This window comes from Paenarthrobacter sp. CC6, assembly GCF_040560085.1.
GTDB classification, from domain to species: Bacteria; Actinomycetota; Actinomycetes; order Actinomycetales; family Micrococcaceae; genus Arthrobacter; species Arthrobacter nicotinovorans.
In genome coordinates this window covers 224,920-236,881 of the sequence record NZ_JARDAN010000008.1, presented here as the reverse complement: position 1 = coordinate 236,881, position 11,962 = coordinate 224,920, and the positions used below count along the sequence as shown (strand labels likewise).

Annotated in this window: 10 protein-coding genes; 4 read left to right on the top strand and 6 right to left on the bottom strand. The window is 63.7% G+C overall.

What is annotated here, in order from left to right:
* Positions 1 to 1,035, top strand: a complete 1,035-nt coding sequence (locus PV760_RS09780) for a uroporphyrinogen decarboxylase/cobalamine-independent methonine synthase family protein (RefSeq protein WP_018776450.1) — start codon at positions 1 to 3, stop codon at positions 1,033 to 1,035.
* Here PV760_RS09780 and PV760_RS09775 read toward each other — a convergent pair.
* From PV760_RS09775 to PV760_RS09750, 6 genes are read right to left on the bottom strand one after another with little or no spacing between them, the layout of a single operon-like run.
* Positions 1,032 to 1,751 carry a DUF4166 domain-containing protein gene (locus tag PV760_RS09775; RefSeq protein ID WP_055971954.1) on the bottom strand — a complete coding sequence of 240 codons (720 nt, stop codon included), beginning with the start codon at positions 1,749 to 1,751 and terminating at the stop codon, positions 1,032 to 1,034. The genes PV760_RS09780 and PV760_RS09775 overlap by 4 nt on opposite strands.
* A 24-nt stretch (positions 1,752 to 1,775) precedes the next feature.
* The gene (locus PV760_RS09770; protein ID WP_354627636.1) at positions 1,776 to 3,068 is read right to left on the bottom strand and encodes a DUF58 domain-containing protein; all 1,293 of its coding nucleotides are present in this window, start codon (positions 3,066 to 3,068) and stop codon (positions 1,776 to 1,778) included.
* 29 nt (positions 3,069 to 3,097) lie between these two features.
* Positions 3,098 to 4,216, bottom strand: a complete 1,119-nt coding sequence (locus PV760_RS09765; protein ID WP_354627635.1) for an AAA family ATPase — start codon at positions 4,214 to 4,216, stop codon at positions 3,098 to 3,100.
* The gene (locus PV760_RS09760) at positions 4,213 to 5,412 is read right to left on the bottom strand and encodes a DUF4350 domain-containing protein (RefSeq protein WP_079580574.1); all 1,200 of its coding nucleotides are present in this window, start codon (positions 5,410 to 5,412) and stop codon (positions 4,213 to 4,215) included. Before PV760_RS09760 ends, PV760_RS09765 begins: the two co-directional genes overlap by 4 nt.
* The gene (locus tag PV760_RS09755) at positions 5,409 to 6,047 is read right to left on the bottom strand and encodes a DUF4129 domain-containing protein (RefSeq protein ID WP_179128288.1); all 639 of its coding nucleotides are present in this window, start codon (positions 6,045 to 6,047) and stop codon (positions 5,409 to 5,411) included. The genes PV760_RS09760 and PV760_RS09755 overlap by 4 nt, the downstream gene beginning before the upstream one ends.
* Before the next feature lie 50 nt (positions 6,048 to 6,097).
* Positions 6,098 to 7,153 (bottom strand): DUF7847 domain-containing protein, encoded by a 1,056-nt coding sequence (locus PV760_RS09750; protein WP_354627634.1) that lies wholly within the window; start codon positions 7,151 to 7,153, stop codon positions 6,098 to 6,100.
* Between the two features lie 455 nt (positions 7,154 to 7,608).
* Here PV760_RS09750 and mtrA point away from each other — a divergent pair, with 455 nt between their 5' ends.
* Genes mtrA through PV760_RS09735 form a run of 3 tightly spaced genes read left to right on the top strand, consistent with a single transcriptional unit; the run spans position 7,609 to position 11,928 of the window.
* Positions 7,609 to 8,283, top strand: a complete 675-nt coding sequence (gene mtrA, locus PV760_RS09745; RefSeq protein ID WP_018776443.1) for an MtrAB system response regulator MtrA — start codon at positions 7,609 to 7,611, stop codon at positions 8,281 to 8,283.
* Complete coding sequence (mtrB, locus tag PV760_RS09740) at positions 8,255 to 10,213, top strand: MtrAB system histidine kinase MtrB (RefSeq protein ID WP_354627633.1); 1,959 nt, start codon at positions 8,255 to 8,257, stop codon at positions 10,211 to 10,213. Before mtrA ends, mtrB begins: the two co-directional genes overlap by 29 nt.
* The gene (locus PV760_RS09735) at positions 10,210 to 11,928 is read left to right on the top strand and encodes an LpqB family beta-propeller domain-containing protein (protein WP_018776441.1); all 1,719 of its coding nucleotides are present in this window, start codon (positions 10,210 to 10,212) and stop codon (positions 11,926 to 11,928) included. Before mtrB ends, PV760_RS09735 begins: the two co-directional genes overlap by 4 nt.
* Positions 11,929 to 11,962 lie beyond the last annotated feature (34 nt).

Here is an 11,962-nt window from a genome sequence, read left to right as displayed (position 1 = left end):
ATGTCCTCTGTGACTGACCTGCGTGCAAGCGCGACTGCTCTGGGGCCGTGGCCGGGCAACGATCCCGCCGAGGCCATCCGGATCATCCGCGGGGAGCTGGGGGACCCGCATCTTCCTTTCCTGCCCGAACTGCCGGCCCGCGGGGTCGGTTCCGATGCCGTCGGCCGGACGGGTTCACTGCTCGTGGACCTGGACATCGACGTCCAGCCGCATGGATGGCGTTTGGTGGACAGGCCCGGCAAGGATGAACGGCGCGCGAGCTCGGCCCTGGCAACGGACATCAACATTCTGGCCGACGTGGCCGGTGCCGAGGACGTCTCAGCGACTGAACTCAAGATCCAGCTGATGGGCCCGTTGAGCCTGGCCGCCAGCCTTCACCTGCACAACGGCGAACGCGCGCTGCTGGACTACGGCGCCAGGCGGGACATTGCGGATTCTTTGGCGGCGGGCGTAGCGGAACACCTCCGCAAACTCTCCGCGGCCGTACCTGGCGCCCGCCTGGTGGTCCAGGTGGACGAACCGGAGATCGCTTCAGTCATGGCCGGGACCATCCCGACGGCGAGCGGTTACCGAACGCTGAGATCCATCGACGGCGAGGAAGTCACTGGCGCGTGGCGGTTGGTGATCGACGCACTCAAAGCTGCGGGCGTCGTCGAGACCGTCATTTCCGTCCCGGAAATCGAAGCACCCATTGATCGGATACTCGCCGCGGGTGCCGACGGCGTGGCGGTGCCGTTGAGGGCGCTGACTACACGCCAATGGGAGCAGCTCGCCGGTGCCGTGGAGGGCGGGAAGCGGGTATGGGCCGGTGCGTTGCCGACCGGCGATCCCAGGGCCCTGCTACCCAAGACCTCCGACGTCGTGGAGAGCATCTGGAAGCCTTGGCGCCAGCTCGGCCTGGAGGCCTCCGGCCTTGCCGGTCTCCGGGTCACACCTTCCACGGGGCTGGCGGACTTTACGCCGTCGGCGGCCAAGGACGTGCTGACGAAGCTGACTAAGGTTGCCGATGGCCTGGACCAACTGGCCCAGGGCTAGATCCGCGGCTCCCAACGGTCCGGTTCGGCATAGCGCGGAAGGGCCGTGCCGGGGACGGCGCCCGGCAGATAGGGCGCAAGCCGGTAGTCGAAACGACCCGCGTACACCAGCACCAGGCCGATCTGCGGCTGGATCACTTTGACTTGGATGCGGTGCTTGCCCTCGGCCTCATCCCACCACTGTTCGGCATAGGCTTTCGCATCCAACGCGGCTGGAAGGGGAAGGCGCAGCGGTCCCAGGAACAGCCGGCTCGCCTTGGAAATACCGCGAAGGCGGCCTTCATCGGTAACCGTGACGTCAAGGTCCGTGACCAGGCGGCGATACCGGCCAATATGGTCCACCAAGCGCGCCCGTTCGTTGGGTTGCTGTCCCGACGGCAGGACGGCGCTCGTCGTATCGTGGAACAGCCGCGTGCCGGTGGGGAAGTAGATCTCCCGCCTGGCCGTCAGGGCCGGACGGCCGAACGGGTCAACGTGTGCGTGGTTCTCGATGCGGAAAGGAATGCCCTCACCGTACTCCGGGAAGAACGCTTGCTCGCTCCCCGTGAGGGCGAGCAGGGGCCGCAGCCACCTCTGCCGGCAACCGACGACGTCAAAAACACCCTCCCCGATGCCATACGATCCGGAGCCGGCCGCCAGGGAAAAGTACTCCTGCACTTCCGGAGCCAACCTGGTGAAGTCATCACCGAGGGCAAGCTGGTAAATTGGCGCGTTCATGGCTGTCCTTCCTGGATCTGGAAACTAGAGACGACCGGCTGCTTTGAGCCTTATGTAGGTATCGGCGAGCAAAGGCGGCACGTCCAGCGGTTCGGCATCCACCACTTCGGCGCCAAGCTGGCGCAACTGGGCAGTGACTGCCGCGCGCTCAAGAAGCGCGCGTTCGGCAGCGGCGGCCCGGAACACCTGGCTGGCCGTGGTCCGTTCGGCCTTCATCGCCGCAAGCAGGGGATCGCGAACCGAAGCAACAATCACCACGTGCTGGCGGGACAGTTGCGCCACGGTGGGGAGCAGTCCTTCTTCGGGGGCCCCGCCGTCGAGCGCCGTCAAAAGCACCACCAGCGAACGGTGCGCCGACACGGCGCGTACTTGCCCCGGGATCTGCTGCCAGTCAAGTTCGATCAGCTCTGCTTCCAACGGCGCCATTGCCTGGACGAGCTGCCCCAGCAGGTTCCCCTTGGACGCCGACTCGACCCTGGCGCGGAGCCTCCGGTCATACGCAAGGAAGTCCACGCGGTCCCCGCCGCGTTCGGCCAGCACCGCAAGCAACAGCGCTGCCTCGATTCCCGTATCGAGCCGCGGTTCGTCCTCTATCCTGGCGGCCGCTGTTCGGGACGTGTCAAGCACGACGACGACACGACGGTCGCGTTCCGGGCGCCAGGTCCTGACCACCACGGACGTGCGGCGGGCGGTGGCGCGCCAGTCGATGGACCGGACGTCATCGCCCCGAACGTAATCCCGTAGCGAGTCGAACTCGGTTCCGGCACCGCGGATCTGCACCGCTGCGCGGCCGTCCAGTTCACGGAGCTTCCTGAGCTTGGAGGGAAGATGGCGTTTCGAATGGAATGGTGGCAACACCCGCAACTGCCCGGGGAGTGGCCGGGTACGTTGTCGGGCCGCCAAACCCAAGGGCCCCAACGAGCGGATGGTCACGTGCGGGCTTTCCAGATCCCCGCGTCTCCTGGGAACCAACGTCACAGTCATCCGGCGACGCTCGCCCGCAGGAACGGACAAGCGTTGCACGGGGTTCGTGGCTCCGGCGGACGGCTGCCACGCATCCCGGATGACGGCGTTCAGTTTCCGTCCGGTGGCGTTGGTCACCGACACCACAGATTCCGCGCTGCCTGCCAATGTGACATTCCCGGGTTGCAGACGCTCCAGGACAAGCGTTGCCGGGGACGCTGCCAGAAGCAGATCCAGCACAAGCGCCAGTACCAGGACAACGCACACCAGCAGTACCGTCGGCCATGACGGGAACAGCACCAGTGGCACCAACCCTGCCAGGGCCAGCACTACGAAGCGACCGGTGATGGCCATTCAGGCCCCCTCGGCCAAGCGGACTCGGATCACCGCGGCACCGGAACCGAGGCGAGAATGCTTCCCAGGACGTCGTCCACCTGGATGCCGTCCATTTGGGCTTCGGGCCGGAGGCCCACCCGGTGCCGGAGGCACGGAAGTGACAAAGCTTTGACGTCGTCGGGTGTCACGAAGGTCCGGCCGGACAGCCAGGCCCACGCCTTGGCTGTATTGAGCAGTGCGGTGGCACCACGGGGGGAGACGCCCAGTTGGAAGGACGGAGCGGACCTGGTCGCGCGGACAATGTCGACGATGTAAGACAGAAGTTCCGGAGCAACGGCAACCTGTGCAACTGCAGCCTGCGCCGATGAAAGGTCTGATGCGCCCGCCACCGGCCGTACCCCGGCCGCAGCAAGATCCCTCGGGTCAAAGCCATTGGCATGGCGTCGAATGACCTCGATCTCCTCCGCCCGTCCGGGCAGCGGCATGGTCAATTTGAGGAGGAAGCGGTCAAGCTGAGCTTCCGGGAGGGGGTAGGTTCCTTCGTACTCCACCGGGTTCTGGGTTGCCGCCACGATGAAAGGGACAGGGAGGGGACGCGAGACGCCATCAACCGACACCTGCCGCTCTTCCATCGCTTCCAGCAATGAAGCTTGGGTCTTGGGCGGCGTCCGGTTGATTTCGTCGGCCAACATGATGTTGGTGAAGACAGGGCCCTCGCGGAACGTGAATTCCGAGGAATGGGAGTCATAGACAAGCGAGCCCGTCACGTCGCCCGGCATCAAGTCCGGGGTGAACTGAACACGCTTGGTGTCCAGGCTCAGAGCCGTGGACAACGCCCGCACCAGGAGCGTTTTCGCCACACCTGGAACACCCTCCAACAGGACATGCCCGCCACAGAGCAGAGCGATCAGCATCCCGGTCACAGTGGGATCCTGCCCGACGACGGCCTTGCCGACTTCATCACGCACATTCAGCAGCGACTGGCGCGCCGGGTCCCCGGCAACCTGACGCTGGTGGCTTTCGTCGCTGGCCGGCACTTGGTTGTGCTGTGTCGAGGCATCGCCTTGCGGCGCGGCGTCGTCTTGTGTCATCGGGGCGTGTCGTGGCATCACCCCGCCCGTGTACTGGCTGTTTGAGTCCGTGTAGCTGTTCGGCTGGCTGCTCATCGGCTCCTGGCCTCCTGTTCTATTCGTTCAAGCTCTTGTGCCCACTGCACCAGTTGTCCTTCGGTTCCCGGCCTGAAGTCGACCAGGACTGACCGAACTTCCGGGGCCGGCCTCCCCAGACGCCGGGCGGATGCGTCCACTACGGCGTCCGTGCTTGCGTCCGCTCCGAGGTTGAAATGGCGGGCAAGGCGGGTCAGGGTGCCCGCCCGCAGGTTCCCGGCCGCTCGTTCCACTGCCCGCGCATCCTGGTAAAGCCGTGCCCTTCCTTCGGCCGTTTCGGCTGCCTTGACCACAACGGGAAGAGGTTCGAAAACAAGGGGTCCCAGCCGCCGCCCACGCCAGCCGATGGCCAGCAGGGTCACGATGCCCAGCCAAGGCCCTGCGTAAGCCAACCATTTGGGTGCAAGTTCGCTGAGTGTGGGAGCCGTATCGGTCGCGGAGATGTCCTTGACTCCGGGCAGATACCAGATGAGGTCGGGGTTGTTCCCCAGTGTACGAAGCGCCAGTGCGGCGTTGCCCTGCGTGGCAAGATGCTCATTGTCCACCAGGTCCGTGCTGCCCAGGACTATCAACCGGCCGTCGGTTGATGCCGCATACAAACCGGGCCCGTCACCGCGGCTGGAGTAGCACATCTCGGGTCCCGCATAGACGGAGCCCTGCGCTGACACCGGGCCCGAGACCGTGGCATCCTCCACGGTACAGGCAGGTTCGATGACCGTTTGGCCCTCGGGAATCACACCGCCGGGACGGAATCCGGGACCAAGCCCGTTGAGTGTTCGCAGCCTTGGCTTGACCACCACCACGCGGTCTGCGGCTGCCGCGAGGTCCTGAATCCGGGATTGGTCGAGATACCCGCGGGGGTCATAGAGAAAGACCGTGGTCTGGTCCTTATCCGACAACGCCGACACCGTGTCGTCGTATGATTCCGTGGTGGTCAGGGCCACTCCGTGCCGTCCCAGGATCTCCGCCGCGGCCATTGCCCCATCGGGGGCCGGGTTCCGCGCGGAGAGCGCCCGGGAGTCCGTCCCGCCGGACATGCTGGTGACGGCAAGATACGTCACCAAACCCACCAGAAGTGCGCCGAGCGCAATCCACGTCAGGTGTTTCCGGAACCATTGGGTGAAAGCCTGCCCGGGGGAGGGGACAGGGGATCCTGCCTCATGATCCTGAGCGGGCTGTTTGGCGGTCAGTGTCATCGGGGCACCGCGAATCCAGTGTGGACGGCGCCGTCAAAGTCGGGCTTCATCGTCAGCAATTCGGCATCCAGCCCGCGGGTGGACTCATAGTCGGCGCGGGTTGCACCCTGCTCACCGTAGCGGACGGCATCGAACAGGAGGGCTGCTGCACCCAGGCGCGGTTGCACCGTGCTGAAGACCTGCCCCAGTTGCGCCGATGCTTCATCCGCGGTCCTGCCGGCCCGGACATCGATGATGTCCCGCTCTTCCGCCGATCGCACCAAAGCCCGGAACTGATCGACGACGGCGGCCGCCCAGTCGCCGTCGTTGGCAGCAGCTGACGCCCGTCTCCGGTAACCGTCGGCGTCGGCGGTGGCGTCGGCACCATAAATGTCATCGGTGCGGTTGGCGCGGCGGGCATTCAGCCGGGGTCGGACCACGAAAACCGCCACGATGATGAGCACCACGGCGATGGCAACAATCGCGGGCAGGGCGAAGTTGGTGCCCGGACCTGTTCCGTCGCCCTCCAACGATGAAAGCCAATCAAGGAAGTCACGCCATAGCTGGTCCAGCCATCCGGGGCGGGCATCGGAATATTGGGGTTTTCCAAGTTCTTCGATGGCCCAGCGCCGGGCTTCGTCGCGCTCCGGAGTCACAGGTGGTTCCATCGATAACAAAGGAGTAATCACTGCTACGGGTGATGCCGTCATACCGTGCGCCAGCCGACAGGACCCGGCGCAGCCGAGGGGCCGCCGGGCACTCCGTCAGGGTTGGCGCCCATCTCCAGCATCCTCATCAACTCAACATCAAGGCCGTCGCGCCGCATGCGGAGATCCATGTAGATCAACGCAGAGACAGAGGACTGGAAAGCGAACGTCACCGATCCCACGAGGGCTTGGATTGCGGCGGTGATGACAGTGGTGATGACAAGCATGGAAGTGGTGGTTTCAGCATCGGGATGGGGTGCCACGGTTTCGCTGATGAATGCTGCAGCCAGGGATGCCGGGATCTGGACAACCTGGGCGATGATTCCCAGCATCAGTGTCACCACCAGGGTGATCCCGAATATCCGCCACCAATTGTTTTTGGTCAGCTGCCAGGACCGGAGGAGGCCGTCGTAGACGCCCGTTTGCTCCACCACGATGACGGCCGGCGAAAGCATCAGTTTCAGGGCGATCCAAACAGAGACGACGATGGAGCCAAGGCCGAGGGGAAGGACAATCAACAGCGCACCGGGTCCCATCGCGGTCAACAGGAGCACTGCGATGCCCACCACGGCGGCCCAAGCCAGTATTCCGCCGATGGTCAACAGCCCGGCAACGCCCAACAAGGGAAGGATCCGTTTCCCGGCAAGCTTCCACATCTGTTTGAAGCCCGTCCGCCGGTTGAGGACGGAACGGGCGACAGGGACTGCCAGAACACCCTGAAGGACAGACCCGAGGAATCCAAGCAGCAGCGTGACCCCGAGGGCTCCCGCCATAATGGCGAAAATCGGGCCCATGGCTTCAGTGAATTCAGCCCTGGAGTCCACTGATTCCAGGGAGACCGTCATTTGGAGCATCACCAGTGAGATAACGCCGGTGAAGACTGCTCCCAGCGCCTGCACGAGCAACGCCGAGCCAAACATGGAGGCAGCGTTGCGACGGATCGTCTGGAAGGAGCCGTCCAGGATTTCGCCGAACTGCAACGGACGCAGCGGGATGACTCCCGGTTTGGGAGGAGCTATGTACTGAGGCTGGCCATACGGAGGTCCCGGTGGCAATGCAGGACCAGGGGCGCCCTGCCAATTCTGTGCCTGGTTTTGGGGGGTCGTCCACGCCGGCGGTCCGCCCCACTGCGGTTGGTTACCCCACACAGGCTGTGCCCCGGGCACCTGGCCACCCGGTACTTGACCACCGGGTACTTGACCACCGGGCGGCATCCCGTATGGTGGCTGGTTTCCCCACGCCGGCTGGCCATCTGTCGGCGAATGATGGCCGTGGTCTGGCTGTGACACGTTTCCTCCCCATGAGGTCCGGTCCGCCGACAGTCGACGTCCCCCAGGCGGACCTTCGCACCCAGCCTATAGTCCCGCCGTCGTCCCTCATAGCCCGCCGCACGAGCAGTGTTTGCGGGCGTGCCGCGCCCCGGTGCAGTACGGTGGAACTGCCCCTTGGGCGCCATGCCGTGCACGGCGCCCAACAGGACAAAGACTTGGTGATAAGGGAATATATAACTATGAAGGCACGCATTCTGGTAGTTGACGACGACGAAGCACTCGCAGAGATGATTGGCATCGTCCTGCGGAATGATGGCTTCGAGCCGGTGTTCTGCGCAGATGGCGGCCAGGCACTGGACGTGTTCCGTTCGTCCAAGCCGGACCTTGTGCTGCTTGACCTTATGCTGCCTGGCTCCGACGGCATCGAGGTATGCCGGCAAATCCGTGGGGAATCGGATGTTCCGATCGTCATGCTCACCGCCAAGTCGGACACCTCGGATGTAGTTCGCGGACTCGAATCCGGTGCAGACGACTACGTTCCGAAGCCCTTCAAGCCCGCCGAACTGGTTGCTCGCGTCCGTGCGCGACTGCGTCCGGGCGACCAGAAGGCCCCCGAGACCTTGCGCATTGCGGACGTGACCATCGACGTCGCCGGTCACCTGGTGACCCGTGGGGGAGACCGCATCTCGCTTACTCCTCTCGAGTTCGACCTCCTGGTTGCCTTGGCGCGGAAGCCGTGGCAGGTCTTTACCCGTGAATTGCTCCTGGAACAGGTCTGGGGCTACCGGCATGCCGCTGACACGCGTTTGGTCAACGTCCACGTCCAGCGTCTGCGCTCCAAGATTGAACGCGATCCTGAAGCGCCCGAGGTCGTTTTGACGGTGCGTGGTGTCGGATATAAAGCAGGTTCCTGAGTCTCCGGTCGGGAAGACCGGCACGCCTGAAGAAGCCCAGGGATCATCAGGTCCTGACGCAGAAGGCGTGGGTACCGGAAGCCCGGCTCTGCCGTCCACACCGGAACCATCACCACCGCGGCCGGTCCGGAACCTGCCGTGGTTCTTCTCGCGTGCCCGGATCTGGACGCGTCGCGGGCTGATCCTGGTCCTTCGGGTTTCCCGCCTCGTTTCCATCGGCGTACGCCAGATCAAACCGGGGCTGCGCTTCCTGTGGCGTTCGATCCTCCGCCGCTGGCGGCGTTCCCTGGAGTTCCGCACGGTCCTCACCACCTTGCTGCTGGCCGTTACATCCTTCGCGATCGTTGGCGCCTACCTGTCCAACCAGATCGCCAACAACCTCTTCCAGGAACGCCTGGCCCAGGCTGAATCGGAGTCCCGCTACAACGTCAAACAAGTCCAGGACACGTTCGACGGCGCACAGGTCACCGACCAGTCGAGCGTCATCACCCTCGTCTACGACACGTTGACAGCAGTCGAAGGTCGCGGCTCGGTCATCCAGCGCAGGTATGTCTTCGAAGCGGCACCGGAGCAGACCAAACCCCGCAACCGGTGGGTCGAGTCGCGTGCCTCGGACCAGCTGACCATCCGGGTAATACCCCCCGACCTCCGCAAGGCCGTTCAAGAAGGTGGCAAGCAACAGTTCTGGGCACCTACCCAATTCCCTGTGGGCAATGAGGACCGCCCCGGCATTGCCGTTGGAAACAAAGTCACCTTCAATGGCACTGTCTATGAGCTTTACCTGATTTACGACCTCAACACCGCGCAACAGACCCTGGATGAGATCCAGAATGTTCTGTGGGCAGGAGGTGCAGCCCTTGTCCTGATGATCGGTGCCATTGCCTGGTACGTCACGCGAAACGTCGTCAGTCCGGTCAGCCATGCCGCCGTCGTCTCGGAGAAGCTGGCTGCAGGGCAGCTGCAGGAACGCATGGTTGTGAAGGGCGAAGACGAAGTAGCCAGGTTGGGCGCATCCTTCAACCACATGGCGGCAAGCCTTCAGGAGCAGATCACCCAGTTGGCTACTTTGTCGCAGATGCAGCAACGCTTCGTCTCCGATGTGTCCCACGAATTGCGAACTCCGTTGACCACCGTGCGGATGGCGGCCGAAGTCCTCTTCGATGCCCGTGAGGATTTCGACCCCATGAACAAGAGGTCGGCCGAGTTGTTGTACTACCAGGTTGAGCGCTTCCAGTCATTGTTGTCGGACCTGCTGGAAATCTCCCGCTTCGACGCTGGGGCCGCTGTCCTCGACGCCGAACCCCAGGACATCTTCCAGGTCGTAGCCCATGTGATGGAAGGCGCGGCTCCCGTGGCCGAAGAGTACGGTTCGGAAGTCCGCCTCAACGCGCGGGAGAAGAACATCATCGTGGAGATGGATTCGCGGAGAATCGAAAGGATCCTCCGCAACCTGTTGCTGAACGCGCTTGAACACGGCGAAGGCAAACCGATCCATATTTCGGTCGCGGCCAACCACGACGCCGTGGCCGTGTCCGTCAGGGACCACGGAATAGGTATGAGCCAGGCTGAGGCCGCCCGGGTATTCGATCGTTTTTGGCGCGCGGACCCAGCACGTGCCCGGACCACTGGTGGCAGCGGCCTTGGCCTTTCAATCGCGGCCGAGGACACCAAACTCCACAACGGGTGGCTGCAGGCATGGGGCCAAAAGGGCTCCGGATCCAACTTCCGGTTGACACTGCCTCTCCGGCAGGGAGGTTCGATCGTCAAGTCCCCGCTGCTGCTTGAGCCTGCAGACATCGATTTCCCCGGTTCCGCAAGTGAGCGCCAAGTACTTGTGATCGGTACTGAAAACACCAGCACCGCGACTGAATCCCCATCGGACAGCGAAGAGCCGGCCGCCCGGGATCACGAAGCAGGGGAGAAGCCATGACTCAGCCCGGACGCCGGCGCCGCGGGGTAATCCTCGCGCTGTTGGCTGTCATCATGCTGCTGCTCTCATCCTGTGCACAGATTCCGCGTTCGGGCCCGGTTGGCAAGAGCAAGGACGAAGGCGCTGGAAATCCCAACGCACCGGTGTTTTTCCCCGCTGCGCCCCGTGAGGGATCAAGTCCCGAAGCGATCATCGAGGACTTCTACATGGCCGGCAGCGGCTATGAGGATGACTATCCTGTGGCCCGCCAGTACTTGACGCAGGCCCAGTCGGTTACGTGGAAGCCGGATAAGCGGGCGATCGTTTTCCGCGAGGCAGAAGTGGTCAAGTCCTCCGGGGAAAACGAGTACCTTTACGTGCTCGACCTCGCCTACTCCGTGGACGCCGACGGCGTTGCGACGCAATACCCGCCCGGGACCAAGGAGACCATCCCGCTGACGCTCGAACAGGTGGAGGGTCAGTGGCGGATCTCCAAGGTGCCGGACGGAACCGCGATTCCCGAGGAAACGTTCAAAGTGATCTACGGAGCGTTCCCCATCTACTTCTATGACCCAACCTTCACCTATGCGGTGCCCGACTACCGGTGGTTCATCAAGAAGAACACGGTCAAATCCATGACCAGCGCCTTGCTGGCCGGTCCGGCGCCGTATCTGCGGGGGGCAGTTGTCAGTGCCTTCCCGTCAGGAATGAAGCTTGCGCGTGAATCCGTTCCGGTCGTTTCAGGTGCTGCGCAGGTGGATCTCTCGGCCAAGGAGTTGTTCGACGCTTCTGCGGAAGACCGCCAAAGGATGCAGAACCAGTTGGCTCTAACGTTCCGTAGCCAACCGGATGTCATCAACGTGCAATTGCGGGCAGACCAGGACCTGGTCCGTGTGGAAGACAATGGCACGGTCCTGCCACCAGTGGTGGACAAGACCGTTCCGGCCCGGCAGATCGCGGTGAACAACGGCGAGCTGGTTCGTTACGAAAACAACCGGATCACGCCGCTCCCCGATATCCAGTCGGTCGCCGGACTCGGTCCGCATTCGCCTGCCGAATCACCTGCATCCCAGACAACTGCCTTCCTCAACGGGGACAAGACCACCCTCTATTCGATCGAACCCGGCCAGCCCGCCCGCCAGCTGACTACCAGAAGTACCCTCACCGGGCCATCCTTCAGTCCGCAGGACTGGGTGTGGACAGCGGGTCCGGGGGCCAACGGGGCGGCAGAAGTGGTGGCCTACAAACCCACCGGCATCGCACCCGGTATGGCAATTCCCAACGTGACCATCACCCCGTCGTGGCTTTCCGGTCGCACCGTGAAGGACTTCAGGGTTTCCCGGGAGGGAACCAGGGCGCTGGTCATTTCCGAGGCCAACGGGAAATCCACCGTGCAGATCGCCGGCATCGTCCGGAATCCCGATGGCGTGCCCAAGGATCTCACTGCTCCCATCACGCTCCTCACCACTGGGGCGGCAGACCAGGGAGTCTGGGTGAATGCTTCGACCGTGGCAGTGATGTCCGCTTCGGCCACGTCCACAGTGGTTCCGGAGCTGCTCTCCCTCGCATCGGGTGAAGCACAACAACTCGCACCCTGGGACGGCCTGACCAGCATCAGCGCGGGCAATGGTCCCGAGCAGATCTTCGGCCAATCCGAGGCCGGAATCTTCCAACGGGTCGGAAACGGCTGGGAGCTGCAACTCAAAGGTCCCACGGAGCCGGCTTTCCCAGGGTGAGACCTGCGGACAGAGTATCCACATAGCACGCTTC

Bases quoted from the DNA above. Each gene is read 5' to 3' on its own strand.
- PV760_RS09770 (WP_354627636.1), bottom strand. From the start codon at position 3,068: ATGGCCATCACCGGTCGCTTCGTAGTGCTGGCCCTGGCAGGGTTGGTG.
- mtrA (WP_018776443.1), top strand. From the start codon at position 7,609: ATGAAGGCACGCATTCTGGTAGTTGACGACGACGAAGCACTCGCAGAG.
- PV760_RS09765 (WP_354627635.1), bottom strand. From the start codon at position 4,216: ATGAGCAGCCAGCCGAACAGCTACACGGACTCAAACAGCCAGTACACG.
- PV760_RS09775 (WP_055971954.1), bottom strand. From the start codon at position 1,751: ATGAACGCGCCAATTTACCAGCTTGCCCTCGGTGATGACTTCACCAGG.
- PV760_RS09780 (WP_018776450.1), top strand. From the start codon at position 1: ATGTCCTCTGTGACTGACCTGCGTGCAAGCGCGACTGCTCTGGGGCCG.
- PV760_RS09760 (WP_079580574.1), bottom strand. From the start codon at position 5,412: ATGACACTGACCGCCAAACAGCCCGCTCAGGATCATGAGGCAGGATCC.
- PV760_RS09735 (WP_018776441.1), top strand. From the start codon at position 10,210: ATGACTCAGCCCGGACGCCGGCGCCGCGGGGTAATCCTCGCGCTGTTG.